Genomic DNA, 26299 nt, shown 5'->3' on the forward strand with positions numbered 1-26299 from the left:
AAAAGTCGGCTTATAGGCCGACTTTTTTTAATTCTTCTTCTGCAAAATCTGCTGTAATGGGTACATAGCCATCTTTCTCAACCAACGCTTGCCCCTGAGCGGAGAAAATAAAGCGAATAAACTCGGCTTCTATTGGTGTTAATGGGTAATCCGGGTGCTTATTCACATAAACATATAAGTAACGTGATAGTGGGTACTTACCACTAACAATATGTTCTCGCGTTGGCGTCACGTAGTCATTTCCCATTTTTGCCACAGGAACTAAGCGTACACCTGCCACTCGATAACCGACACCAGAATAACCAATTCCACTGATGGTTGACGCTACAGCTTGCACAACTGACGCGGAGCCTGGCTGCTCGTTTACTCGGGTCTTGAAATCGCCGCCACACAAGGCATTGCTTTTGAAGTAACCATAAGTTCCAGAAACGGAGTTACGACCAAACAACTGTACGTTTCGCTTTGCCCACTGTGATTCAAGACCGAGTTGCTGCCAGTTTGTGACAAATTGACTTTCACCACAGCGCAGAGTTGCAGAAAACAAAGCATCTAACTGACTAAAGTTGAGCCCTTGAATTGGATTGTCTTGATGGACAAAAATACCGATAGCATCGATGGCCACCCTAAGCGCCGTTGGCTTGTAACCATGTTCACGTTCAAACGCTTCAACCTCTCTTAAACGCATAGGACGGCTCATGGGACCAAACTGAGCAGTTTGTTCGGTCAATGCAGGGGGAGCAGTAGAAGAGCCAGACGCTTGGACTTGCGCATTAATATTCGGGTAAATGGATTTAAACTCTTCAACCCAAAGTGTCGTCATGCCCGCAAGCGTATCGGAGCCGACAGAGAGCAAGTTCCCAACAATCCCAGTCGTTTTATGATAATTCGGCAATGGTTTATCTTGAGCGGCAGCCATACAGGAACAAACAAGCGCGAATAAACTGAATGTTTTTGCCAATCGTAACGCCATTATTTCACCACCAAACGCTCAGGCAATACGAAAGAAAACTTACTGCCCACACCTACTTCACTGTGAATTTCTAAATGAGAGTCATGGTGGCTCAGCGCGTGTTTTACAATGGCCAACCCTAACCCACTCCCTCCGGTATCGCGTGATCTTGCTTTATCGACGCGATAAAAACGCTCAGTAAGTCGATGGAGGTGCTGAGGTTCTATACCATCACCACTATCCTCCACCTCTAAGCATGCGCCTTGAGATGTCTGGAACCAACGAACATTAATGTTTGCACCAGGTGGTGTGTATTTGACAGCATTATAAACAAGGTTGGAGATAGCACTGCGTAACTGGTCATCATCGCCCAGTACGCGTAGGCTAGCATCAACATCAAATTTCAATTTATGTTGGTTGTCTCCACTAAGGCTAACCGCCTCTTTTTCTAACACTTCAAGCATCGCAGGTACATTCACGACTTCTTCAAGCTCATGCATAGGTGCCGCTTCAATTTTAGATAGCGTCAGTAATTGGTTCACCAAACTGTTCATGCGGTTGAGCTGCTCCGTCATGACGCCATGCGCTTTGCTCCACATTGGGCCCACAACCATGTCAGGGTCTTCTGTCATCTCTAAATAACCTTGTAGCACCGTCATTGGTGTACGCAGTTCATGAGAAACGTTAGCAAAGAAATTACGGCGCATTCCCTCAAGTTGTTTTAACTGGCTAACATCACGCACCACCATCAAATGTTCACCTTCGGTATACGGTACGATACGTAGTTCTAGCATGCGTTCGACATTGAGTGGTGAACGCATTTCCAATGGCTCAGAGAAGTCTTTCTTGTTGAGGTACTTGATAAAGTCAGGCGTACGGATGAGGTTGGAGATAGGTTGACCAGAGTCTTCCGGCCAATGGAAACCCAATAAGTGTTGAGCCAGTTTGTTACACCAAACGATATTGCCTTCAGCACGGAACACCACGACGGCATCGGGTAACGATTCCGCACCATTTCTGAATCGGCGAATGAGATTAGTAAGCTCTTTGCGTTTACGACGTTGGCGCTGCTGTAAGCGATACAAGCCATTGAACAAAGATTCCCAGTTACCGCTACCAGACGGTGGCGTGAGGCGCTTTTCATCCCATAACCAAGAAGATAAACGTACTTGGTTATGCAAATGCCACACAAGCTGCAATGCCGTAGCTGCCAAAAGCAACCACGGCATATAACCGAATATCCAACCTACTATCACCCATGGGGTGTAAAAAAAAGCCAGCTCCCAGGCCAGCTTTTTCCACGTTAATCTTTCAACCACTCATAACTCCAGAAATGGTACCGATAAGCTGCGTGTTAATTTATGCTTTTGTCGAGAAGCGGTATCCAGCACCACGAACAGTTTGGATCAGCTTATCATGACCTGCGGCTTCCAATGCTTTACGCAGGCGGCGAATATGAACATCGACCGTACGATCTTCAACATACACGTTAGTACCCCAAACATTATTTAATAGCTGCTCACGGCTATACACACGCTCTTGATGCGTCATGAAAAAATGTAGCATTTTAAACTCTGTTGGGCCCATATCTAATGGTGCATCATTAGCCGTGACACGGTGTGATACAGGATCAAGCTTCAATCCCTGCACATCAATTACGTCTTCCAGTGCGGTCGGGGTTACACGACGAATCACCGCTTTTAAACGGGCAACCAACTCTTTAGGAGAAAATGGCTTAGTAATGTAGTCATCCGCACCGACTTCTAAACCGCGCACTTTATCTTCTTCTTCACCACGAGCGGTAAGCATCACAACTGGAATGTTGCGCGTTAATTCCTCTCGCTTCATATGCTTGATGAAGTTAATGCCGCTGCCTCCTGGTAACATCCAATCCAGTAAAACTAAATCAGGGAAGGGTTCAGCCAGTTTGGTTACTGCAGTATCGTAATCTTCCGCTTCTACCGCTTGGTAACCTTTCTGCTCAAGTACGAAGCACAGCATTTCGCGAATAGGAGCTTCGTCTTCAACAACCAGAATCCTTCTAGACATAATTGAGTAACCTTATGTTCGTTGAGCTAATGAATTTAAGAGACAAAGCGCCTCTCTATGCATAAGCATTATCACTACCAATTATGACACTTTTGTGACCTTTGAAAACAAATTTTCATATAACTTTCTTTTGAGGTTCATTCGGATATTTTTCATTTCTATTAAGACATCAGCACAAAAATTCCCTATGATTAGTCCCTTGTCATCAAGCCTAGAGAAGATTTATGTGGTTTAAAAACTGTCTGGTATACCGCGTTAACCGCGAGGTTACTTTCAACGCCGAACAACTAGAAACTCAACTGTCTGAATTCCGATTCACCCCATGTGGCAGTCAAGATAAACAGAAATTTGGCTGGGTCAGTGCAATGGGTAGACATGGCGACATGATGACTCACGTGTCAGAAAACCGCATTCTGATTTGCGCCAAGAAAGAAGAGAAAATGCTACCTGCCTCAGTGATCAAAGAGTCATTGAATGCAAAAGTAGAAGCAATGGAAGCGCAAGAAGGTCGTCCTCTGAAGAAGAAAGAGAAAGACAACCTGAAAGATGACATCGTAATGGATTTACTGCCTCGCGCATTTAGCCGCAGCAGCCACACTCACGTGCTCATCATGCCAAAAGAAGGGTTCATCCTTGTTGACGCAAGCAGCTACAAAAAAGCGGAAGACGTATTAGCACTACTTCGTAAAACCATGGGTAGTTTACCTGTTGTTCCTGCCATTCCAGAAGTAGCGATTGAAACAACGCTAACCGAGTGGGTGAAAACGGGCGACACACCTCAAGGTATCACCATGATGGACGAAGCTGAGCTAAAATCCGTGCTTGAAGAAGGTGGCGTGATTCGTTGTAAGAAGCAAGAGCTGACCACAGATGAAATCCGCAACCACATCGCAGCAGATAAAGTCGTAACGAAGCTTGCACTTAATTGGCAAGATCGTATTGAATTCATCATGACAGAAGATGCGGGTATTAAGCGTCTAAAATTCTCTGATGAATTGAAAGATCAAAATGACGATATTCCACGTGAAGATCAAGCAGCTCGATTTGATGCAGACTTCTCTCTGATGTGTGGGGAGTTCAGTGCTTTCCTACCCAACCTATACGATGCGCTAGGCGGCTTACCAAATCCCAACGCTTAATATTGTATAAAGGTTAACCATAACGCCCTCACTTTTTTTGAGGGCGTTTTTCTATCTGAAGCACAATTACCCTAGTCACAGTTCACATTTTGACGTAAAATTTGCGCCCCATTTCCATTAGGTGGAATTGGCCTGACTTGTGATCAGATAAAAGAGAATTGAGCAATGACAACTGAGAAAGCATTCGTACCTGAGCTACTGTCTCCTGCGGGAAGCCTGAAAAACATGCGTTACGCATTCGCCTACGGCGCAGATGCAGTTTACGCTGGCCAGCCTCGCTACAGCCTCCGCGTACGTAACAATGAGTTTAACCACGAAAACCTAAAAATCGGTATCGATGAAGCACATGCTCTAGGCAAAAAGCTTTATGTGGTATGTAACATTCAACCACACAACTCGAAGCTAAAAACCTTCATCCGTGATCTTAAACCAATCGTAGAAATGGGTCCTGACGCATTGATCATGTCAGATCCAGGCCTAATCATGATGGTTCGTGAAGCTTTCCCAGAAATGCCAATTCACCTTTCTGTACAAGCAAACGCTGTAAACTGGGCGACTGTTAAGTTCTGGGCAGCGAATGGCGTGGAACGAGTGATCGTTTCTCGCGAGCTATCTCTAGAAGAAATCGAAGAAATTCGTGAGCATTGTCCTGAAACTGAACTTGAAGTATTCGTTCACGGTGCATTATGCATGGCTTATTCTGGTCGTTGCCTACTTTCTGGTTACATAAACAAACGTGATCCTAACCAAGGCACTTGCACCAACGCGTGCCGTTGGGAATACAAAGTGGAAGAAGGCAAAGAAAACGACGCTGGTGATATTGTAGAGAAGTTTGACCCATCTGAAGCACAGCCTGTCGAAGTACAAGACGAACGCCCTGAAACCACAATTGGTCGTGGTAAACCAACGGATGAAGTCGTTCTACTTTCTGAAGCGCACCGTCCAGAAGAAAAAATGGCAGCGTACGAAGATGAACATGGTACTTACATCATGAACTCTAAAGACCTACGTGCGGTACAGCATGTTGAGCGCTTAACTAAGATGGGTGTGCACTCGCTGAAAATCGAAGGTCGTACTAAATCATTCTATTACTGTGCTCGTACTGCACAGGTTTACCGCAAAGCAATTGATGACGCTGTAGCAGGCCGACCATTTGATGAAAGCCTAATGGGTACACTAGAGAGCCTAGCTCACCGTGGCTATACCGAAGGCTTCCTACGTCGTCATACTCACGATACCTACCAAAATTACGATTACGGCTACTCAGTCTCTGATGCTCAACAGTTTGTCGGTGAGTTCACTGGTAAACGTCGTGGTGATATGGCTGAAGTAGAAGTGAAAAACAAATTCCTTGTCGGTGATAGTCTTGAGCTAATGACGCCAAAAGGTAATGTTGTTTTCACGCTAGAAGCGATGGAAAACCGTAAGTCAGAGTCTATTGAGGATGCCAAAGGGAATGGTCACTTCGTCTTCATTCCAGTACCAGCAGATCTAGATTTAGAATACGGTCTATTGATGCGTAACTTGAACTCAGGGCAGGACACCCGTAACCCGACTGGTAAGTAATCATGGCCTTGCTCATTACTGACAAATGCATCAACTGCGACATGTGCGATCCCGAATGCCCCAATGGGGCAATCAGCATGGGAGAAAGCATTTTCGAGATTGACCCAGCTCTATGTACAGAGTGTAAGGGACATTACGAAAAGCCGACCTGTCAGTCAGTGTGTCCGATTACAAAATGCATCATCACAGACCCGGATCATGTAGAAACAGAAGAGCAGTTACTGGAGAAGTTCGTGATTATTCAAGGGTTGGCATAAGAACAAGTAGGTTCAACTTTGGAGACAAAGTTGAACCTTTTTTTAACCCGACTTTTCAATAGGATAGATATTACAAAACAACTCTTTTTCAAAATGAGACTCTAACCTATCTCGCCAATTTTCTGCTTGGGAAACCGGCACAAGATAAAAGTTTTCTCGGCTCGTGTCCGTAACGAAAGCCATTCCATATTGCATCAGCTCGTAATGCACATCATTAACAAATCCGGGATCAAGACGCTGACGTCCTGTCAGGTGATTTACATCAACCCGAGTCAATAAGACCCCTTTCGTTTCACTGCTAAATCTGTGTCTTAACCACTCTGCAAATTCTTTTGCACAAATCATAGTCATGGTTTTATCCTTGATTTACTCTTCTAGCAGGAGAAGTATCCATTCCTGCATCACACACTTGTCTGCCTTGTTATTGCTTCGCTAGCCAACTGACAGACATATTGCTAAGAAACCAAAGTATCGTGACGAAAGATCTTTCTAAACAGAGAAGTTACGACTTATCTATACTACAACTCTTTGTTTAATTTAGATTTCTATATTATGTCACCAAAACTAATTAGGTTAGTTTTTGTATTGGTATTATTCACTGTAGACAAAAGTATGATGTTTCTCCAGTTTCATAAAAGAGATACGTAAGGGAATATAAACCTGTAGAGTCACTCTAGTTAGTAGAGATAAGTGATTGGCATTGCGGTGGAATCGCTTTTTTTCGCTTGGGCTTAGTAATAACTTTCGCAGACGGAGGCTTATCGATAGGCTTAACTTTCGGTCCCCAACTAGCAAGCTCTACCCCGCAACCATCACCAGCGGGAGGCAGAGCTTGTTCAACACAGTAGCCACTCGACTCAGGACAAGATAACCTGACGTGGAAGTGGTAATGATGCCCCCACCAAGGGCGAACTTTACGTAACCAAGAACGTTCTTTGCCTTCTTCTTGCGAGCAAAGCTGCTCCTTAATAACAGGATGTACAAAAATTCGTGCTACATCCTCACTCTGTGCAGCATATCGAATCAGCCTAAAGTGCCTATCTTCCCAACGATGGTTAAGTATGGAATACCCTTTTAAGTCCACCACACTCATTGGCTTAGGGAGTTGTAATTCGTTATAAGAAAGCGGTTGGTCAGCGAGTCTTAACCAGATATCAATATCTAACCCAGTTTGGTGACTAGAATGGCCAGAAGAAAACCTTCCTCCTCGTGGTAAAGACAGATCACCTATAAGCAGCGTTGTGTTGAGATTTTGATGAGCTTGAAGCGCTAGGTTTTCAATAAACTCTATCGTTTTAGGGTGCCCATAGTAGCGTTTCGTTTTACTACGTAAAACTTGATAACCAACGCCATCAAGAGGCAAAGGTAATGCGCCATCCAAACAACCGTTGGCATAACTACCAATAGAGGAAGAAGAGTTTCGGGTAGGGTTAGCAACAGACTCCCAAGGAGTAGAGTATACAGAAGCTGAGAAACATAAACCCAAAGATACAATGAAACTCAGCTTCATAGCTTTTAGCCTTTAGTAGTGTTCGCCATTATCGTAATAAGCTTTAGGAGATAAAGCTGAAAAGATAACAGCAACATCAATATCTGCACCAGCAATACCACGAACTTGCTGTGTAATAAGCTTAGCAACTTTATCTTGTACTTCCTGACCACGGTCAAACCAAAGCACTTCGACAAAAGGATATGCAGCACTCACCTCACCCTCATTGAAAAACGTAGTGTAGATATACTCAAAAGTAAAATCCTCACGCGGACAGTCCATCAGAGGCTGAAGTTCATCCGTCAGAGGCTTTGATAGTGCCTGAACAGCTTGCGGCTCTACAGCACGGAATCGAAAATGTGGCATAAACTTACTTCCTAATTATTAGCATTAACTCATGATAATAACAGGAACCAAGTCAGTAATCATCCAAGCCAATGTAACCACTAACCTTTTCTATACACGTCATATAGATCAAGTAGTAAATCAACTAGCTCACTAACGAAGAGTAATGGGAGTATGAAGAGAAGTAAGAAAGGGTAAAACGATACACCGAAGCTTAGTGACGCAATCTATTGCAATGGAAAATAGAATGGCTTAAGTCACCGATGTAATATGTTCTTAAGATCAATGTGCATCAGATGTCGACAACTATTCGCTAGAAACGAAAAAGGCTCTGACCTAAGTCAGAGCCTTGATATATGGCAGGGGTGGAGAGATTCGAACTCCCAACACGCGGATTTGGAATCCGCTGCTCTGCCAATTGGAGCTACACCCCTGCAGTTCGTGTTTAATGAGACGACTCTCAAATAAGTGGCGGAGTGGACGGGACTCGAACCCGCGACCCCCGGCGTGACAGGCCGGTATTCTAACCAACTGAACTACCACTCCGCAGTGGTATCACTCGCTTGTAATCAGCAAGTGTCCATAATTTAAAGCCTGGCGATGTCCTACTCTCACATGGGGAAGCCCCACACTACCATCGGCGCTATTTCGTTTCACTTCTGAGTTCGGCATGGAAGTCAGGTGGGTCCAAAACGCTATGGTCGCCAAGCAAATTCTTTAATTCGGAAAGCTGTTTTCGTTCTTACACATTCAATGTTCTTTCATTGAGTCCATCAAAACCCCTTGGGTGTTGTATGGTTAAGCCTCACGGGCAATTAGTACAGGTTAGCTCAACGCCTCACAACGCTTACACACCCTGCCTATCAACGTCGTAGTCTACGACAACCCTTTAGGATACTTAAAGTATCAGGGAGAACTCATCTCAAGGCTCGCTTCCCGCTTAGATGCTTTCAGCGGTTATCGATCCCGAACTTAGCTACCGGGCAATGCGTCTGGCGACACAACCCGAACACCAGAGGTTCGTCCACTCCGGTCCTCTCGTACTAGGAGCAGCCCCTTTCAATTCTCCAACGCCCACGGCAGATAGGGACCGAACTGTCTCACGACGTTCTAAACCCAGCTCGCGTACCACTTTAAATGGCGAACAGCCATACCCTTGGGACCGACTTCAGCCCCAGGATGTGATGAGCCGACATCGAGGTGCCAAACACCGCCGTCGATATGAACTCTTGGGCGGTATCAGCCTGTTATCCCCGGAGTACCTTTTATCCGTTGAGCGATGGCCCTTCCATTCAGAACCACCGGATCACTATGACCTGCTTTCGCACCTGCTCGAATTGTCATTCTCGCAGTCAAGCGGGCTTATGCCATTGCACTAACCTCACGATGTCCAACCGTGATTAGCCCACCTTCGTGCTCCTCCGTTACGCTTTGGGAGGAGACCGCCCCAGTCAAACTACCCACCAGGCACTGTCCGCAACCCCGATAAGGGGTCGACGTTAGAACATCAACACTACAAGGGTGGTATTTCAAGGACGGCTCCACGCAATCTAGCGACTGCGCTTCAAAGCCTCCCACCTATCCTACACATGTAGGGTCAATGTTCAGTGCCAAGCTGTAGTAAAGGTTCACGGGGTCTTTCCGTCTAGCCGCGGGTACACTGCATCTTCACAGCGATTTCAATTTCACTGAGTCTCGGGTGGAGACAGCGTGGCCATCATTACGCCATTCGTGCAGGTCGGAACTTACCCGACAAGGAATTTCGCTACCTTAGGACCGTTATAGTTACGGCCGCCGTTTACCGGGGCTTCGATCAAGAGCTTCGACCGAAGTCTAACCCCATCAATTAACCTTCCGGCACCGGGCAGGCGTCACACCGTATACGTCATCTTGCGATTTTGCACAGTGCTGTGTTTTTAATAAACAGTTGCAGCCACCTGGTATCTGCGACTCTCAATAGCTCCATCCGCGAGGGACTTCACCGTCGAGAGCGTACCTTCTCCCGAAGTTACGGTACCATTTTGCCTAGTTCCTTCACCCGAGTTCTCTCAAGCGCCTTGGTATTCTCTACCCGACCACCTGTGTCGGTTTGGGGTACGATTCCTTACAATCTGAAGCTTAGAGGCTTTTCCTGGAAGCATGGCATCAATGACTTCACATCCGTAGATGCTCGACGTCGTGTCTCAGCCTTAAAGAGAGCCGGATTTACCTAACTCTTAAGCCTACGCACTTGAACCTGGACAACCGTCGCCAGGCCCACCTAGCCTTCTCCGTCCCCCCATCGCAATTGTAAGAAGTACGGGAATATTAACCCGTTTCCCATCGACTACGCCTTTCGGCCTCGCCTTAGGGGTCGACTTACCCTGCCCCGATTAACGTTGGACAGGAACCCTTGGTCTTCCGGCGAGGAGGTTTTTCACCCCCTTTATCGTTACTCATGTCAGCATTCGCACTTCTGATACGTCCAGCATGCGTTACCACACACCTTCAACCGCTTACAGAACGCTCCCCTACCCAATATACAAAAGTATATTGCCGCAGCTTCGGTTTACTACTTAGCCCCGTTACATCTTCCGCGCAGGCCGACTCGACCAGTGAGCTATTACGCTTTCTTTAAATGATGGCTGCTTCTAAGCCAACATCCTGGCTGTCTGAGCCTTCCCACATCGTTTCCCACTTAGTAGTAATTTGGGACCTTAGCTGGCGGTCTGGGTTGTTTCCCTCTCCACGACGGACGTTAGCACCCGCCGTGTGTCTCCCGGATAGTACTTACTGGTATTCGGAGTTTGCAAAGGGTTGGTAAGTCGGGATGACCCCCTAGCCTTAACAGTGCTCTACCCCCAGTAGTATTCGTCCGAGGCGCTACCTAAATAGCTTTCGGGGAGAACCAGCTATCTCCAGGTTTGATTGGCCTTTCACCCCTAGCCACAAGTCATCCGCTAATTTTTCAACATTAGTCGGTTCGGTCCTCCAGTTGATGTTACTCAACCTTCAACCTGCCCATGGCTAGATCACCTGGTTTCGGGTCTATATCCAGAGACTGAACGCCCAGTTAAGACTCGGTTTCCCTACGGCTCCCCTAGATGGTTAACCTTGCCACTGAATATAAGTCGCTGACCCATTATACAAAAGGTACGCAGTCACAGGACAAGCCTGCTCCTACTGCTTGTACGTACACGGTTTCAGGTTCTATTTCACTCCCCTCACAGGGGTTCTTTTCGCCTTTCCCTCACGGTACTGGTTCACTATCGGTCAGTCAGTAGTATTTAGCCTTGGAGGATGGTCCCCCCATATTCAGACAGGATATCACGTGTCCCGCCCTACTCGATTTCACTGAATATGCGTCGTCAGTTACGGGGCTATCACCCTGTATCGCCAAGCTTTCCAGCTTGTTCACCTAACGCCTATAAAGCTTAAGGGCTAGTCCAATTTCGCTCGCCGCTACTTTCGGAATCTCGGTTGATTTCTTTTCCTCGGGGTACTTAGATGTTTCAGTTCCCCCGGTTCGCCTCGTTATGCTATGTATTCACATAACGATACTTACTTATGTAAGTGGGTTTCCCCATTCGGAAATCCCAGACTCAAGTGGTTTTTACTACCTAATCTGGGCTTATCGCAAGTTAATACGTCCTTCATCGCCTCTGACTGCCAAGGCATCCACCGTGTACGCTTAGTCACTTAACCATACAACCCGAAGGAGTTTCGAATTGATGTTAAACAACCAAAGTTGTCTCTCATTATTTGAATGAGCGAGAGACATTCGATTTTGCCGGACTCAAATTCCAAGAACACTTGAATGTGTTATTAGTTGTATTCATAAATGAATACTTTGAGAACTTTACAAACAACAATAAATTGTTGTTTTGTCAGCTTTCCAAATTGTTAAAGAGCTAGATTTTCTGATGAAAACCATTTTTAAAGATTCTTTTTCAAGAACACTTAAAGATGGTGGAGCTATGCGGGATCGAACCGCAGACCTCCTGCGTGCAAGGCAGGCGCTCTCCCAGCTGAGCTATAGCCCCATCAAGGTGTGTCGATACTGTATGCCAATCCCTTAGTAAGGAAATTGGTGGGTCTGAGTGGACTCGAACCACCGACCTCTCGCTTATCAGGCGAACGCTCTAACCACCTGAGCTACAGACCCAGTATCGTCTCTTTACTTTATAAACCGTATCAATCTGTGTGAACACTCATCGCAATAATCATCGTATAAGGAGGTGATCCAGCGCCAGGTTCCCCTAGCGCTACCTTGTTACGACTTCACCCCAGTCATGAACCACAAAGTGGTAAGCGTCCCCCCGAAGGTTAAACTACCTACTTCTTTTGCAGCCCACTCCCATGGTGTGACGGGCGGTGTGTACAAGGCCCGGGAACGTATTCACCGTGGCATTCTGATCCACGATTACTAGCGATTCCGACTTCATGGAGTCGAGTTGCAGACTCCAATCCGGACTACGACGCACTTTTTGGGATTCGCTCACTTTCGCAAGTTGGCCGCCCTCTGTATGCGCCATTGTAGCACGTGTGTAGCCCTACTCGTAAGGGCCATGATGACTTGACGTCGTCCCCACCTTCCTCCGGTTTATCACCGGCAGTCTCCCTGGAGTTCCCGACATTACTCGCTGGCAAACAAGGATAAGGGTTGCGCTCGTTGCGGGACTTAACCCAACATTTCACAACACGAGCTGACGACAGCCATGCAGCACCTGTCTCAGAGTTCCCGAAGGCACCAATCCATCTCTGGAAAGTTCTCTGGATGTCAAGAGTAGGTAAGGTTCTTCGCGTTGCATCGAATTAAACCACATGCTCCACCGCTTGTGCGGGCCCCCGTCAATTCATTTGAGTTTTAATCTTGCGACCGTACTCCCCAGGCGGTCTACTTAACGCGTTAGCTCCGAAAGCCACGGCTCAAGGCCACAACCTCCAAGTAGACATCGTTTACGGCGTGGACTACCAGGGTATCTAATCCTGTTTGCTCCCCACGCTTTCGCATCTGAGTGTCAGTATCTGTCCAGGGGGCCGCCTTCGCCACCGGTATTCCTTCAGATCTCTACGCATTTCACCGCTACACCTGAAATTCTACCCCCCTCTACAGTACTCTAGTCTGCCAGTTTCAAATGCTATTCCGAGGTTGAGCCCCGGGCTTTCACATCTGACTTAACAAACCACCTGCATGCGCTTTACGCCCAGTAATTCCGATTAACGCTCGCACCCTCCGTATTACCGCGGCTGCTGGCACGGAGTTAGCCGGTGCTTCTTCTGTCGCTAACGTCAAACAACGCCGCTATTAACGACGCCGCCTTCCTCACGACTGAAAGTACTTTACAACCCGAAGGCCTTCTTCATACACGCGGCATGGCTGCATCAGGCTTGCGCCCATTGTGCAATATTCCCCACTGCTGCCTCCCGTAGGAGTCTGGACCGTGTCTCAGTTCCAGTGTGGCTGATCATCCTCTCAGACCAGCTAGGGATCGTCGCCTTGGTGAGCCCTTACCTCACCAACTAGCTAATCCCACCTAGGCATATCCTGACGCGAGAGGCCCAAAGGTCCCCCTCTTTGGCCCGTAGGCATCATGCGGTATTAGCCATCGTTTCCAATGGTTATCCCCCACATCAGGGCAATTTCCTAGGCATTACTCACCCGTCCGCCGCTCGACGCCGTTATCGTTCCCCGAAGGTTCAGATAACTCGTTTCCGCTCGACTTGCATGTGTTAGGCCTGCCGCCAGCGTTCAATCTGAGCCATGATCAAACTCTTCAATTTAAGATTTTGTTCGGCTCAATGAATACTGAACATTACATAAAGTAATGTTTGAATTGACTGTGCTGAATCCGAAGATTCAATGGTCACTTCGTTTCATTGAAACCTAATTTGAAGCCGAAGCTTCTAATTGGATTATCATCAACGAGTGCCCACACAGATTGATAGGTCTATATTTTTAAAGAGCACACTTTGAACTTCTCTTCAAAGTGGACGGCCATTTTAGCTAGATAACTTATCGTGTCAAACACTTTTTTAAGTTATTTATCTGCGAGTTAATTCTTAACTCACTGGCCTTGTTGTCTAGACGTCGCTTAACTTGCTTTCCCTTGACAACGGAGGCGCATTATAGGGCGTTCATTAAGGAACACAAGTGCATTTTTAAAAAAAACTCACCTTTTTAGTTCATTCGTACAGAAAACAGGCAAGAGGCTCTAAAACATTATAGAAAAGGGGCCAAACGGCCCCTTGAATGTGATTTTTATCTCATTTCTTATTGTATCCGTGCAATTACTGATGGGCACGAATTTGGTCATTAGTAACGATTAGCTGCACTTTCTTGTCTGGAACAATTTCACCAGAAAGAATCGATTTGGCTAATGGGTTCTCGACATTCTGTTGAATTGCGCGTTTTAAAGGACGCGCACCATATACAGGGTCGAAACCAACTTGAGCGATCAAATCGAGTGCTTTGTCAGAAACCTCTAGTTGATATCCTTTTTCTTCTAGTCGTTTCGCCAAACGTTCTAATTGAATAGAAGCGATGGACTTGATGTGCTCTTGACCAAGTGGATGGAACACCACGATTTCGTCAACACGGTTCAAGAACTCAGGACGGAAGTGTTTGCTAACCACATCCATTACTTCACTCTTGATACCTTGATAGTCTAATGTTGCGAAATTCTCTTGGATACGAGATGAACCCAAGTTCGATGTCATGATCACAACCGTATTACGGAAGTCAACAGTACGACCTTGACCATCCGTTAAACGCCCATCATCGAGAACTTGCAGCAGAATGTTAAATACATCCGGATGCGCTTTCTCTACTTCATCTAACAAAATTACCGAATACGGCTTGCGACGAACCGCTTCCGTTAAGTAACCACCCTCTTCATATCCGACATAGCCTGGAGGCGCACCAACCAATCTTGCCACTGAGTGTTTCTCCATGAACTCAGACATGTCGATACGGACCATCGCATCTTCGCTGTCGAACATAAAGCTCGCAAGTGTCTTACAAAGCTCTGTTTTACCTACACCAGTTGGACCTAAGAATAAGAAGGAGCCAATTGGTCGGTTTGGATCAGAAAGCCCAGCTCGACTACGACGAATGGCATTCGATACAACAGAGACCGCTTCGCTTTGCCCTACCACACGATTATGCAGTACGTCTTCCATACGAAGTAGTTTCTCTTTTTCCGCTTCTAGCATCTTGGATACTGGGATGCCAGTTTGCTTAGAAAGTACTTCTGCAATCTCGTTGTCGGTTACTTTATTACGCAATAGTGTCATTTCCTGCATTTCCGCTTGGGTTGCAAGATCTAACTGCTTCTCAAGTTCAGGAATACGACCATATTGAAGTTCCGACATGCGGTTTAAATCACCAGCTCGGCGAGCAAACTCCATGTCCATACGAGCTTGTTCAAGCTCAGACTTAATATGTTGAGTGCCAGAAAGTGCGGCTTTTTCTGTATTCCAAACCTCTTCTAGTTCAGCGTACTCACGTTCTTTTTCATTGAGTTCTTCATTAAGCGCTTTCAAACGCTTTTCACTCGCTTCGTCGTGCTCGTTACTAAGCGCCTGTTGCTCAATCTTAAGTTGGATGATTTTACGTTCAAGCTTATCTAATGACTCTGGCTTAGAGTCAATTTGTAAACGAATGCTTGAAGCCGCTTCGTCGATTAAGTCGATCGCTTTATCTGGCAGTTGACGGTCAGAAACATAACGATGTGACAAACTCGCCGCTGCAACAATCGCTGGGTCAGTAATTTCAACGTGATGATGAAGCTCATAACGCTCCTTCAAGCCACGTAAAATCGCCACGGTATCCTCAACGGTCGGCTCATCCACCAGCACTTTTTGGAAACGACGTTCTAACGCCGCATCTTTTTCGATGTACTGACGATATTCATCCAGTGTTGTTGCGCCAACACAGTGCAGTTCACCACGGGCTAATGCAGGTTTGAGCATGTTCCCCGCATCCATTGAGCCTTCACCTTTACCCGCACCAACCATAGTATGGAGCTCGTCGATAAATAGAATGACATTACCTTCTTCTTTAGCGAGTTCATTCAATACCGACTTCAAGCGCTCTTCAAATTCACCACGGTACTTAGCACCAGCAACCAGTGCGCCCATATCTAATGACAGCACGCGGCGACCACGTAAACCTTCTGGCACTTCATTGTTGACAATGCGCAGAGCTAAGCCTTCAACAATTGCGGTCTTACCTACGCCAGGTTCACCGATGATCACAGGGTTGTTTTTAGTACGGCGCTGCAATACTTGGATGGTACGGCGAATTTCATCATCACGGCCGATAACCGGATCCAGTTTGCCCTGCTCTGCTCGCTCGGTAAGGTCAATGGTGAACTTTTCCAATGCCTGGCGAAGCTCTTCTGCATTCGGGTCATTAACTTTTTGACCACCTCTGATCTTTTCGATTGCTTGGCTAACTTTTTGCTCTGTTAAACCGATCTCTTTGAGTAATTGCCCCAATGGTCCGCGATCTTCTAAAGCAGCAAGCAGGAAGATTTCAGACGAGATATAGGAGTCTTGACGCTTTTGCGCCACTTTGTCACACAGGTTAAACAACGTGCCCATCGAACTAGAGAGCTGTACATCTCCACCGATGCCACTGACTTTTGGTAATCGATCTAGCATTTCACTCAATTTAGAGCGTAAATGCGTTACGTCCACATCCAGCATAGTAAGCAATGGACGAATTGGACTGCCATTTTGGTCAAGCAAAGCCACCATTAGGTGAACTGGCTCGATATATTGATGATCGCGCCCTAACGCTAGTGATTGAGCATCAGAGATAGCGATTTGAAACTTACTTGTGAATCGATCAAGACGCATATCTACCTTCCTAACCTCAACTAAAGGAAATTCTTTTGACAGTTAGAAAGATGGATACTCAGAGGAGGAATTTCAAGGGAGTGAATGAATAAAGATAGCTTTGCAAAAATAGCACTATGCATCTTGGCACTTTAGTGCTTATAACTAATCTTCAATCCAAATAAAGGTGGCTTGCCGACCAGTTTTACCATCACGGCGATACGAATAAAAAGAGGCTTTATCTTGGTAAGTACAAAGTCCAGAGTCAAACACTTGTGTCACACCAGCTCGATTTAGACGTTGCGTTGCCAGCTTTGACATATCAGCCAACCATTTACCTTTAGCCCCTCGTGGCATAAAAGCTTGATGTGCCAGAGAATCGACATCAACAAAAGCTTGCAGAACATCTTCACCGACTTCAAAAGCTTCAGGCCCAATAGCAGGCCCAAGCCACGCTATCACTTCACCTGAAAACAACGCTAATGCATTTTCGACAATACCATTTGCTAAGCCGCGCCACCCTGCATGAACGGCAGCGACCTGCGTGCCTTGTGTATTAGTCAATAATACAGGTAGACAATCGGCGGTCATCGCTGAACAAACAACATGGCTTGAAGAAGTAAATACACCGTCCGCATCAAGCACTTGTGTTGTTGGTTCATTTGCTTGAGCCACAACGGTCGAATGCGTTTGGTTTAACCAGATTGGCGCATTGGGCATGTTCGCCTGCTGCGCCAACCAAGCTCGGTTCTTCTCTACTAAAGACAAATCATCCCCAACGTGAGTACCTAAATTTAGCCCTTGATAAGGGCCTGTCGAAAAACCGCCTATGCGTGTTGAGGCAAAAGCTTTGACATTTTTAGGCGCACGCCAATTCGGAATGATTGTCTTCATCTTAGAACTCTTCCGGTAAACCGTGCTCTTCCGTATCTTGACGAAGCGCTTCAGTCATCGCCACCATGTCATCAGGCACAGGGGCATGGAACTCAAGTACTTCTCCCGTAATTGGATGTTCAAAGCGTAGCATTACGGCGTGCAATGCTTGGCGATCGAAGCCACGGATCATTGCAGTTAGCTCTTCAGAAGCACCTGTCGGGATGCGAGCACGTCCACCATATGCAATATCACCGAGCAGCGGATGCTGAAGGTAAGACATGTGCACACGGATCTGGTGCGTACGACCCGTTTCAAGACGCAGACGGATACGTGTGTGTTCGCGGAAACGTTCAGCGACACGGTAGTGCGTTACCGCTGGTTTACCCATTGGTGCTACCGCCATAAGCGTGCGCTTGGTAGAATGACGACCAATAGGTTGGTCCACTTTACCGCCCGCTGTCATACGACCAATAGCGATCGCTTCGTACTCTCGAGTAATATTACGTTTTTGCAGTGCGCGAACCAGACGAGTTTGTGCAGGAACGGTTTTCGCCACCACCATCAGACCCGTTGTGTCTTTATCCAGACGGTGCACAATACCTGCACGAGGTACTTCTGCGATATCAGGGTAATGATGCAACAACGCATTAAGCACCGTACCATCTGGCGTACCGGCACCTGGGTGAACCACAAAGTCACGAGGCTTATTGATAACGATAATATCGTCATCTTCAAAAACGATATCTAACGGGATATCTTGCGCTTCCCAGCGTTCTTCATCTTCTAACTCGGCTTGCAATGTAATTTCCTCGCCACCCATTACTTTGGTGCGAGGTTTGGTGACAACTTCACCATTAACTTGAACTTTCCCATCAAGCAGCCACTCTTTCAGGCGCGAGCGAGAGAAGTCCGCGAATAATTCGGCGATAGCTTGGTCTAAACGTTGACCTAACTGGCTATCTTTTACGGTATTTGTTAATACAATCTGCTGAGCCATATCGAACTTTTTTAAAAACTGTGAGACTAATGCTCACGACTGTGAAAAAATAGACTATTACGCCATTGTATCTGTTACTGGAAAGAAAGTAACGGCAGCTTAAGAAATATTTAGATTCAAGGAACAGACTCCTGATATGAAACGTCAGACTTTAACAGGCCTTTTAGCGGTATCCCTTCTGTTTGGATGTGCAAGCAAAGAAGAAATCGTTCCTGATGTGCCGCCTTCGGAACTGTATGCAGACGCACAGATTTCTCTTCAAAGTGGTAATTGGCTTTCTGCAATTGAGAAACTGGAAGCATTAGACTCACGTTACCCATTCGGTGCCTACTCAGAACAGGTGCAGCTTGACCTAATCTATGCGTACTACAAAAACGACGACCTTGCTTTGGGCTTGGCAACCATTTCTCGCTTTATGCGTTTAAACCCAACCCATGAAAAAATGGACTGGGTACTGTACATGCGCGGCCTAAGCCATATGGCGCAAGATCGTAACTTTATGCATGATCTGTTCAGCGTAGATCGAAGCGATCGCGATCCTGAGCCAGTAAAAAAAGCGTTTGATGACTTCAAAAAACTTCTTCAACGCTACCCGAACAGTCCATACGCAGAAGATTCACAAAAACGAATGGTAGCGCTGAAAAACCGCCTAGCGAACTATGATTTAGCGACGGCTGACTTCTATCTCCGCCGTGAAGCCTGGGTAGCTGCAATTAATCGCAGTCAAGAGCTACAAAAAGCTTTCCCAGACACCGAAGCGGCACGTAAGTCACTGACTATCCAGCTAGAGGCCTACAAGCAACTCGGTTTGGAAGACGCCGTAGCAAGAACTGAAAAGCTTATCGAGCTAAACCCTGTGAAGTAACTGAACTGCTTCAAACTAAACCGCCACCGTTTTTACCGTGGCGGTTTTTATTACCCACAATAGCGTCTTCTGCCCTTGCTTGATGATCTACGGGGCTCTACATATGCTTAAAGTTCCCCTCCCCTTTATAAAAGGATGTGAACGTGACGATACCTAAGCTATGCGCAGTTATGCTGCTCTTATTGTCTGCTTCCGTTTGCGCACTGCAAATATCACCACTCAAGCAACCTCCTTACACTGGGGATCTCGATGTTATTAAAGAGAAGAATGTTTTACGTGTCCTCGTTTCTGCCGATCTAGGCTTCTATTACATTGAAGGCGGTACACCAAAAGGAATAGGTGCAGAACTCCTGGCGCATTTCGAAAAAGACCTTCGTAAGCTCAAACCGAAACTTAACGTACAAATTATTCCTCTAGCCCGTGACCAACTTCTGCCAGCCTTAGAAAATGGCTCCGGTGATCTAGTCGTCGCCAATCTGACCATTACCAACACACGTAAACAGAAAGTCGATTTTAGTTCACCCATTCTTACTGGTATTGACGAGTGGATAGTCACGAACAAAAGCACACCAGCCATGACTAACATTGAGCAACTGAGCGGCAAAGAGGTTTGGGTACGTGCCAGTTCTAGCTACTTTGAGAGTATTCAAGCACTAAATAAGAAGCTAAATAAAAAAGGCTTGTCACCCGTTGTCGTACATTTTATTGAAGAAACACTGCAAGACTACGAACTGGTTGGGATGCTCAATAACGGCTACGTCAAAGCCATTGTTCTCGATAGTCATAAAGCCAAACTTTGGCTTAAAGTGATGGATGATATTCGAGCTCACCCAGAAATCCCTATTCGTGAAAATGGTAAAATCGCTTGGGCAATGCGGGAAAACAGCCCAAGTTTGAAAGCCGTCGTGAACAAGTTTATTCAGAAATCTCGTTCTGGGACACTGCTCGGTAACGTCATTTACGGAAAATACATCGATAACACAGATTGGCTAAACAAAGCCCTTAACCCCAAGAAAATTGCTCAACTAGAAAAGCTTGCTACGTTGTTTTCACGCTATGGCGAGAAGTACGATATCGACTATCTACTGATCGCAGCCGTCGCTTATAAAGAGTCCGGCTTTAATAACGACCTCGTTGGAAGTAGAGGTGCAGTCGGCATAATGCAAGTTCTACCCAGCACGGCTCGAGACCCTAATATCAATATCAAAAACGTTCGGCAGCTAGAAAACAATATTCATGCTGGCGTGAAGTATTTAGCATTTTTGCGTAAACAGTACTTCAGTGATCCTGCTATTACGGCGGAAAATAAACTCTACTTTACCTTAGCGGCTTACAATGCTGGCCCCGGGAATGTAGAACGAATTCGTAAACGTGCAGCCCAGCAAGGCTACGATCCTAATATTTGGTTCAATAACGTGGAAGTCGTTATGCGGAAAAGTTTAAGCTCAACGGTTGGGTACGTCACAAGCATTAATCGCTATTACGTTATATACAAACAGCTAGAAAGTTTGGACCAGGTCAAAAGTCTAGAGCGGGTATCACTGGCACCAAAGGATCCCTTCTTCATGATACCGCTACGAAAAGTCAGTCAAACGCCAGACACAAAAAAGCCGCTTGTACAATAAGCGGCTTTGTAAATAAATTCGTCTGAGAGACTCAGTGACTATCATCACACTTTACGTATAGTTAAATTTTAACCACCTCTAATATTAGGCCGTAAAACTTCCCTAAAAACGAAGACGTTTTCAGCTGAGTACTCTATCCAATCTACGGATTTACTAACCGATAACAAGCAATTTCACGATAAATCTCAGCAGATCTTGAGTGAGATCACATTCATTTTTCATCATAAAAAACCCGAACAAAATAATGATCTGAGTCACATTTTTTTATACTTAAAGCGGTAATCTGAACTCAACCCATGAGGGATGCAACAGAGGAAAAACACTTATGACAATGAATATCACTGGCAAAAACATCGAAATCACCTCTGCAATCCGAGCTCATATTGAGAGCAAGTTTAAAAAACTGGAGAAATGGCAAGTAGACCTAATTGGTTGCCAAGCAACTTTCAGTGAGGAACCAAACAAACAGAAGAAATTCGAAGCGGTTATTAAAGTTCCTAAAGGCCAGCTCATTGCCTCAGCAACTCACGAAGATCTTTACGCAGCTATCAACGAAGTGGAGCAAAAACTAGAACGACAATTGAACAAGCTGACCCACAAACCTGAAGCTCGACGTGCAAATAAGCCTGAGCTAGTGGAAGAAGAAGAGTAAACTGACCAGATTGAGGAAATAGCGCCGAAAGGCGCTATTTTTTTGCTTGACGCTCTCCCCTGCCTTGCTTATTGTGTTTAAACACTCATAAATTAAGCACTATTTATGCATTTAACCTCACTGTTTATTTTTGACTTCTTTTTCCTCCCATAGTCGGAGGGGCGAACTCGTTTGTGAAAGAAAAGTCAAAAACAAACAGAAAGCCTCCCAAATCGGGAGGCTTTTTTATAAGGAAAGAATTGATGACTGACCAACCTATTTCCCTCGAAGAAATTCGTTTGCGCTTGAATGAGCTGGATGACCAACTTCTCAGCTTATTGTCTGAGCGCCGTAAACTCAGCATTGAAGTAGCCAAAAGCAAAGTACAAACCTCAAAACCCGTTCGTGATGCCGTTCGAGAACAACAACTATTAGTTAAGCTGATTTCTAATGGCCGAGATAAATACGAACTCGACGCGCAGTACATCACTAAACTATTCCATACCATCATTGAAGACTCAGTGCTTCTTCAGCAAAGTTACCTGCAAAACCTCGTTAACCCGCAACAAAGTCGTAAGCCACTTGCTCGCGTCGCTTTCTTAGGAGCCAAAGGCTCTTACTCGCACTTGGCAAGCCGCGAATACTTCAGCCGTAAAAATACAGAACTTATCGAGCTCAACTGCGAACACTTCAAAGAAGTGACTCAAACAGTAGAATCGGGCCATGCTGATTATGGTGTTCTGCCTATCGAAAACACCAGTTCAGGCTCTATTAATGAAGTGTACGACCTACTACAACACACGACGCTGTACATCGTTGGAGAGCTAACTCAACCAATCGAGCACTGCTTGGTTGCGAAAAAAGACATTCGTCTGGAAAACATTAAAACGCTGTATTCACATCCTCAGCCACACCAACAGTGCAGTGAGTTTTTAAGCCGTATGAAAGGTGTAAAACTGGAGTCTTGCGCCAGCACGGCAGATGCAATGCAGAAAGTTCAAGAGATGGATCGTGATGATGTTGCTGCAATTGGTAATGCATCAAGCGGTAAGCTATACGGCTTGCAAGCAATTCAAGGCAACATCGCAAACCAAACTGAGAACCATACTCGTTTTATCGTGGTTGCTCGCAAACCAGTTGAGGTTTCAACTCAGATTCCAGCAAAAACCACCTTGATCATGTCGACCTCCCAAGAGGCTGGCTCATTGGTTGAAACACTATTAGTGCTGCAACGTTACGGCATCAATATGACCAAGCTAGAATCACGTCCAATTATGGGGAACCCATGGGAAGAAATGTTCTACGTAGACTTGGAATCTCATCTTGCTTCGACAGAAATGCAACAGGCACTAGAAGAGCTAACAAAAATAACTAAACACTTGAAAGTATTAGGCTGTTACCCTAGTGAGAACGTAAAGCCTACCCAAGTAAAATTGAGTTAATAGACACCAGTGAGTAAAAAGATCATGGCAACCCAAAAAGTCGTAATCGCATCGCTAAACCCAGCTAAAATTAATGCCGTTCAAAGTGCATTTAACAGTGCATTTCCGCACCAAGAGTTCAACTTCGTTGGCGTCAGTGTACCGAGTGAGGTCGCAGATCAACCTATGACTGATGAAGAAACTCATCGCGGTGCACTAAACCGCGTTAAAAACGCAAAAGTAGAGATGCCAAACGCGGATTACTATGTCGGACTTGAAGCGGGAATTGAAACAAACGTGACGTTTGCGTGGATGGTGATTGAATCGAATACTCACCGTGGTGAATCTCGCTCTGCGAGCTTAATGCTGCCGCCTAAAGTATTGGACAAACTCGAGCATGCGAATGAGCTGGGAGATGTCATGGATGAGGTGTTTGGTACCGAGAACATCAAACAGAAAGGTGGTGCCATCAGCCTGCTCACCCAAAACCAGCTGACTCGAAGTTCGGTTTACCATCAAGCCTTGATTCTGGCTCTAATTCCATTCACAAACTCTGAGCACTTCCCTTCAAATTTATAACGCTCATCCTATTCGCTAGGTACGAAAAAGGGCGGATATTTCCGCCCTTTTTAACACGTTATCTTAACCACTTGTGATACCAATACCTAAAGGCGAATTGGAATCACTGGCTACTTAGATACCGCAACTTGCTCTAACAAAACCTTGAGTTTGTCTTTCTCTTCATCAGATTTAGACTTTAACTCGTTAGAGCCACGAGTAATAGTGGCAATACCCACGCCAAGCATCTGGCTGATCTGACGTTGAGATAACTCGCCTTTAAGAAGCTCGTTAATAATATTAACGCGTGATATTAATGATTCTCTCTCATCACGTGACATCAGCATGGTTAACAGCATGTCATCTTGCTCACTGTCCATGCTAGTTCGAATTAGCTCAATAATCTGTTGCCAGTCTTTGTACTCGGGTTCGTGCGACATCAAGTTACCTCACTCAATACTTGGTATTGATCTCATGTTGATTCAAGAACGCGCCATCGATACCCAAAAGATCACGGTAATATGTTTCAAACATCAGGATGTTTTGTACATAACCGCGTGTCTCTCTAAATGGAATTGCCTCAATAAAGGCATAAGCATCCACTTTTCCTTGGGTACGCTCTCGCCACGTTTTTACTCTGTTAGGACCTGCATTATAAGCAGCAAGAGCAAAAATACGATTATTATCGTAATCCTCTAATAAGCCTTGCAAATAATGGCTACCAATTTCGATATTTTTGCCCACATTGTAGAGGTCCTGCGTACCTTGATAACTCAACTTATATTTACGTGCTGTGTACTTTGCTGTAGCGGGCATGATCTGCATAAGACCACGAGCACCAACTGGAGAACGGGCTTCGACATCCAACGCACTTTCCTGTCGAGCTAGGGACATCATCGTCACGGGATCTATGTTGTGTTTTTTTGCATAAAAGTTAAACCACCAGCGATGCGCAATCGGGAACCTCAGTTCGATATTATCCCACATCTGCGCTTGAATACTCGCGGTCACCGTTAGGTTATGCCAACGCTTAGAAGACGCATAAGCCGCCAGCATCGCCTTTTCATCTTTCCCTACGCGGCGCAATAAATGTGCCCATTCACTTTTCGCTGCTGCAATTTTATCCGTCGCGATCAACTCTTCAATACGAACTAACGAGTCTTGATAGGGTTGAACCACTCGCTTATCAAACTTAACCGTATGCGTAGGGTATTTGATTGATTGTCCAATCGCATTAGCGGCTGCCACACTATAAAAGTTTCGCTGCCCGACCAAAGTCGCTAAACGCTGTTTCCCTGCGATGTCATCACCTAACGCAATTTCACTTCGTCCAAGCCAGTATTGCCAGCGAAGCGACGCTTGCTCTTCTTTATTGAGAACGGCAATCCACTCTTGTACGCCCTTCCAATCCGCGTTCTGAATCGCTAAGCGAATGCGAGTTTCAATGAGCGGTAAGTACTGGCTGGTTTTCGTTTTATCATCACGCCACTTCGCTAGTGACTCAGACTCCGTACGGGTCAATCGAAATGCGATATAGTCAGCCAGGGCTTGCGCCTTTTCTGGAGAAAACTTCTGCCCTTTAATAACGGCATCATATACACTCTGCGCTTGACTGGTATTCATGCGAGCTAGCTTTTCCAACGCATATTCGCTTTGCGCTCGATTAAAATCATTAGCCGTTTTTTTCTTCGCGAACTCCGCAACGCTTGAAGGGTTATCAAACAACGCCTTCATTTCTTTCGCTTGTTGCCTTGCCTGCGAGGATTTAGGCAGTTTAAGTAAGTAACTCATCAAACTGCCATTACGAGCATCAAACGCCAGTAGCATACGCTGGAGGACCAATTCATCAGTACGTTCACCTGCCTTGTCCCATGCTGCGAATAATGGATCGCACTCATCGGCAATACTTCTGCCACGCAACCACATATGCTCAGCCCCTTTAAACGCGGCAACTTTCTTACCTTGCTCTAACTGAGCCACGTAGAAAATACATTGGTAACGCTCGCCACTTGGAATGACTTTTTGAAACTCAGTAATGGTTTTCCAATCTTTTTGCTTATAAAGATGGTTGAGGTATGGAGCGCGCACACGACGAGAAAAAGGAAACGACTCGTGCTCCGAAATAAATTCGTTCACCTGCTGTGGCGATTTTTCCGGTAACTGTCTAATAAACGTTCGGTAGTCCACATAAGGCGTCAGTGGATAGTCAGAAATTTTAGGACGGATCGAAAGGTATCCGTCGATGTCATTTTTATCTAATAAATCTTGAGCTTGCTCATAAACTTCACGCTGCTTTTCCAAGCTCAGCGCAGCATTAGCACTCAAACTCATCGCACACAGCGCGGCGGCGCAGCATACGTTTTTAGCCAATTCAGATACGTTGAATCTCATTTGTGTCATTTTCCCCAGACATATACTGCCCCAAAGCCTCGTTTTGTTAGCGTTCATGTGATGTTAAGGCAATTTTCACACATGCATCTATTTACACAGAATGCAGATGTCCATGTAAAGCAACTTAGTGTATTAAAAATTGTACTCGTGAAACTTTTAAGACGATGGAGACAAGGAGTTCCTAACTTGTGCAGAAAGCACTTCGTCATTTATAACGAATAACAAAAGTGTATACCCTAACCGTGTAAGTTTCCGGTCAGCTCAAAATAAGAAATCCATTCGAAAGGGAAATTCTTGCAATGCGGTAACAAAAACAAA

19 protein-coding genes, 4 tRNA genes, 3 rRNA genes and 1 other annotated feature are annotated in these 26299 nt (G+C 45.6%); of the genes, 8 read left to right on the forward strand and 18 right to left on the reverse strand.

Annotation, left to right across the window (positions count from 1 at the left end):
* Positions 1–10 precede the first annotated feature (10 nt).
* From FR741_RS12485 to phoB, 3 genes are read right to left on the reverse strand one after another with little or no spacing between them, the layout of a single operon-like run.
* Positions 11–970, reverse strand: coding sequence for a PstS family phosphate ABC transporter substrate-binding protein (locus tag FR741_RS12485; protein WP_047010201.1), 960 nt, complete (start codon positions 968–970; stop codon positions 11–13).
* Complete coding sequence (gene phoR / locus FR741_RS12490) at positions 970–2268, reverse strand: phosphate regulon sensor histidine kinase PhoR (RefSeq protein ID WP_005383667.1); 1299 nt, start codon at positions 2266–2268, stop codon at positions 970–972. Before phoR ends, FR741_RS12485 begins: the two co-directional genes overlap by 1 nt.
* A gap of 40 nt (positions 2269–2308) precedes the next feature.
* Positions 2309–2998 carry a phosphate regulon transcriptional regulator PhoB gene (gene phoB / locus FR741_RS12495; protein ID WP_005381752.1) on the reverse strand — a complete coding sequence of 230 codons (690 nt, stop codon included), beginning with the start codon at positions 2996–2998 and terminating at the stop codon, positions 2309–2311.
* Positions 2999–3222: 224 nt separating this feature from the next.
* Between phoB and rdgC the strand changes: the two genes are divergently transcribed.
* The 3 genes from rdgC (at position 3223) to FR741_RS12510 (ending at position 5960) form a co-directional block, all read left to right on the forward strand.
* Positions 3223–4137: a recombination-associated protein RdgC gene (gene rdgC / locus FR741_RS12500; RefSeq protein ID WP_005391604.1), complete on the forward strand. Its 915-nt coding sequence runs from the start codon at positions 3223–3225 to the stop codon at positions 4135–4137.
* Positions 4138–4302: 165 nt separating this feature from the next.
* Positions 4303–5703 carry a prephenate-dependent tRNA uridine(34) hydroxylase TrhP gene (trhP, locus tag FR741_RS12505; protein ID WP_006741904.1) on the forward strand — a complete coding sequence of 467 codons (1401 nt, stop codon included), beginning with the start codon at positions 4303–4305 and terminating at the stop codon, positions 5701–5703.
* A gap of 2 nt (positions 5704–5705) precedes the next feature.
* Complete coding sequence (locus FR741_RS12510; protein WP_031780214.1) at positions 5706–5960, forward strand: YfhL family 4Fe-4S dicluster ferredoxin; 255 nt, start codon at positions 5706–5708, stop codon at positions 5958–5960.
* Positions 5961–6002: 42 nt separating this feature from the next.
* Here the strand turns inward: FR741_RS12510 and FR741_RS12515 are convergent, their stop codons facing one another.
* The 13 genes from FR741_RS12515 to rluD all read right to left on the reverse strand — a co-directional run bounded on the left by FR741_RS12515 (position 6003) and on the right by rluD (position 18490).
* Positions 6003–6311 carry a hypothetical protein gene (locus FR741_RS12515; protein WP_005391608.1) on the reverse strand — a complete coding sequence of 103 codons (309 nt, stop codon included), beginning with the start codon at positions 6309–6311 and terminating at the stop codon, positions 6003–6005.
* A gap of 322 nt (positions 6312–6633) precedes the next feature.
* A complete protein-coding gene (gene mepA / locus FR741_RS12520) occupies positions 6634–7470 on the reverse strand; it encodes a penicillin-insensitive murein endopeptidase (protein ID WP_006741905.1) in 837 nt (278 codons plus the stop codon).
* A gap of 12 nt (positions 7471–7482) precedes the next feature.
* Entirely contained in the window at positions 7483–7815 is a 333-nt protein-coding gene (locus FR741_RS12525; RefSeq protein WP_005391613.1) for a DUF1904 domain-containing protein, read from the reverse strand.
* Positions 7816–8151: 336 nt separating this feature from the next.
* Positions 8152–8228 (reverse strand) — tRNA-Trp (locus FR741_RS12530).
* A 35-nt stretch (positions 8229–8263) separates the two neighbouring features.
* Positions 8264–8340 (reverse strand) — tRNA-Asp (locus FR741_RS12535).
* 46 nt (positions 8341–8386) lie between these two features.
* Positions 8387–8503, reverse strand: a 5S ribosomal RNA gene (rrf, locus tag FR741_RS12540).
* Between the two features lie 85 nt (positions 8504–8588).
* Positions 8589–11478 (reverse strand): 23S ribosomal RNA (locus tag FR741_RS12545).
* 262 nt (positions 11479–11740) lie between these two features.
* A tRNA-Ala gene (locus FR741_RS12550) sits at positions 11741–11816 on the reverse strand.
* A gap of 45 nt (positions 11817–11861) precedes the next feature.
* Positions 11862–11938, reverse strand: a tRNA-Ile gene (locus FR741_RS12555).
* A gap of 66 nt (positions 11939–12004) precedes the next feature.
* Positions 12005–13557: ribosomal RNA gene (locus tag FR741_RS12560) — 16S ribosomal RNA — on the reverse strand.
* Together the 16S, 23S and 5S rRNA genes with 4 tRNA genes alongside form the textbook arrangement of a ribosomal RNA operon.
* Before the next feature lie 507 nt (positions 13558–14064).
* Positions 14065–16638: an ATP-dependent chaperone ClpB gene (gene clpB, locus FR741_RS12565; protein ID WP_167426868.1), complete on the reverse strand. Its 2574-nt coding sequence runs from the start codon at positions 16636–16638 to the stop codon at positions 14065–14067.
* A gap of 144 nt (positions 16639–16782) precedes the next feature.
* Positions 16783–17511: a peptidoglycan editing factor PgeF gene (pgeF, locus tag FR741_RS12570; protein ID WP_167426869.1), complete on the reverse strand. Its 729-nt coding sequence runs from the start codon at positions 17509–17511 to the stop codon at positions 16783–16785.
* Between the two features lies 1 nt (position 17512).
* Positions 17513–18490, reverse strand: a complete 978-nt coding sequence (gene rluD, locus FR741_RS12575) for a 23S rRNA pseudouridine(1911/1915/1917) synthase RluD (protein ID WP_005385913.1) — start codon at positions 18488–18490, stop codon at positions 17513–17515.
* Positions 18491–18626: 136 nt separating this feature from the next.
* On the opposite strand from rluD, the gene bamD reads away from it, so the two are divergent.
* The 5 genes from bamD (at position 18627) to yjjX (ending at position 23611) form a co-directional block, all read left to right on the forward strand.
* Positions 18627–19355 (forward strand): outer membrane protein assembly factor BamD, encoded by a 729-nt coding sequence (gene bamD / locus FR741_RS12580; protein WP_006743118.1) that lies wholly within the window; start codon positions 18627–18629, stop codon positions 19353–19355.
* 170 nt (positions 19356–19525) lie between these two features.
* Entirely contained in the window at positions 19526–20980 is a 1455-nt protein-coding gene (locus FR741_RS12585; RefSeq protein ID WP_167427112.1) for an MltF family protein, read from the forward strand.
* A gap of 325 nt (positions 20981–21305) precedes the next feature.
* Positions 21306–21632 (forward strand): ribosome hibernation-promoting factor, HPF/YfiA family, encoded by a 327-nt coding sequence (gene hpf, locus FR741_RS12590; protein WP_005397484.1) that lies wholly within the window; start codon positions 21306–21308, stop codon positions 21630–21632.
* Positions 21633–21740: 108 nt separating this feature from the next.
* Positions 21741–21862, forward strand: a sequence feature (Phe leader region).
* A 12-nt stretch (positions 21863–21874) separates the two neighbouring features.
* Positions 21875–23053: a prephenate dehydratase gene (gene pheA / locus FR741_RS12595; RefSeq protein WP_005397485.1), complete on the forward strand. Its 1179-nt coding sequence runs from the start codon at positions 21875–21877 to the stop codon at positions 23051–23053.
* A 24-nt stretch (positions 23054–23077) separates the two neighbouring features.
* Positions 23078–23611, forward strand: coding sequence for an inosine/xanthosine triphosphatase (gene yjjX / locus FR741_RS12600; protein ID WP_012842122.1), 534 nt, complete (start codon positions 23078–23080; stop codon positions 23609–23611).
* A gap of 110 nt (positions 23612–23721) precedes the next feature.
* On the opposite strand, the gene trpR is transcribed toward yjjX, so the two are convergent.
* Both trpR and sltY read right to left on the reverse strand, forming a co-directional pair.
* Entirely contained in the window at positions 23722–24030 is a 309-nt protein-coding gene (gene trpR, locus FR741_RS12605; RefSeq protein ID WP_012842123.1) for a trp operon repressor, read from the reverse strand.
* Between the two features lie 13 nt (positions 24031–24043).
* Positions 24044–25981 carry a murein transglycosylase gene (sltY, locus tag FR741_RS12610; protein ID WP_174856098.1) on the reverse strand — a complete coding sequence of 646 codons (1938 nt, stop codon included), beginning with the start codon at positions 25979–25981 and terminating at the stop codon, positions 24044–24046.
* Between the last annotated feature and the right edge of the window lie 318 nt (positions 25982–26299).

It is taken from the genome of Vibrio diabolicus (genome assembly GCF_011801455.1).
Classification (GTDB): domain Bacteria; phylum Pseudomonadota; class Gammaproteobacteria; order Enterobacterales; family Vibrionaceae; genus Vibrio; species Vibrio diabolicus.

Bases quoted from the DNA above. Each gene is read 5' to 3' on its own strand.
- FR741_RS12485 (WP_047010201.1), bottom strand. From the start codon at position 970: ATGGCGTTACGATTGGCAAAAACATTCAGTTTATTCGCGCTTGTTTGT.
- phoB (WP_005381752.1), bottom strand. From the start codon at position 2,998: ATGTCTAGAAGGATTCTGGTTGTTGAAGACGAAGCTCCTATTCGCGAA.
- rdgC (WP_005391604.1), top strand. From the start codon at position 3,223: ATGTGGTTTAAAAACTGTCTGGTATACCGCGTTAACCGCGAGGTTACT.
- trhP (WP_006741904.1), top strand. From the start codon at position 4,303: ATGACAACTGAGAAAGCATTCGTACCTGAGCTACTGTCTCCTGCGGGA.
- FR741_RS12510 (WP_031780214.1), top strand. From the start codon at position 5,706: ATGGCCTTGCTCATTACTGACAAATGCATCAACTGCGACATGTGCGAT.
- FR741_RS12515 (WP_005391608.1), bottom strand. From the start codon at position 6,311: ATGACTATGATTTGTGCAAAAGAATTTGCAGAGTGGTTAAGACACAGA.
- mepA (WP_006741905.1), bottom strand. From the start codon at position 7,470: ATGAAGCTGAGTTTCATTGTATCTTTGGGTTTATGTTTCTCAGCTTCT.
- FR741_RS12525 (WP_005391613.1), bottom strand. From the start codon at position 7,815: ATGCCACATTTTCGATTCCGTGCTGTAGAGCCGCAAGCTGTTCAGGCA.
- clpB (WP_167426868.1), bottom strand. From the start codon at position 16,638: ATGCGTCTTGATCGATTCACAAGTAAGTTTCAAATCGCTATCTCTGAT.
- pgeF (WP_167426869.1), bottom strand. From the start codon at position 17,511: ATGAAGACAATCATTCCGAATTGGCGTGCGCCTAAAAATGTCAAAGCT.
- rluD (WP_005385913.1), bottom strand. From the start codon at position 18,490: ATGGCTCAGCAGATTGTATTAACAAATACCGTAAAAGATAGCCAGTTA.
- bamD (WP_006743118.1), top strand. From the start codon at position 18,627: ATGAAACGTCAGACTTTAACAGGCCTTTTAGCGGTATCCCTTCTGTTT.
- FR741_RS12585 (WP_167427112.1), top strand. From the start codon at position 19,526: ATGCTGCTCTTATTGTCTGCTTCCGTTTGCGCACTGCAAATATCACCA.
- hpf (WP_005397484.1), top strand. From the start codon at position 21,306: ATGACAATGAATATCACTGGCAAAAACATCGAAATCACCTCTGCAATC.
- pheA (WP_005397485.1), top strand. From the start codon at position 21,875: ATGACTGACCAACCTATTTCCCTCGAAGAAATTCGTTTGCGCTTGAAT.
- yjjX (WP_012842122.1), top strand. From the start codon at position 23,078: ATGGCAACCCAAAAAGTCGTAATCGCATCGCTAAACCCAGCTAAAATT.
- trpR (WP_012842123.1), bottom strand. From the start codon at position 24,030: ATGTCGCACGAACCCGAGTACAAAGACTGGCAACAGATTATTGAGCTA.
- sltY (WP_174856098.1), bottom strand. From the start codon at position 25,981: ATGAGATTCAACGTATCTGAATTGGCTAAAAACGTATGCTGCGCCGCC.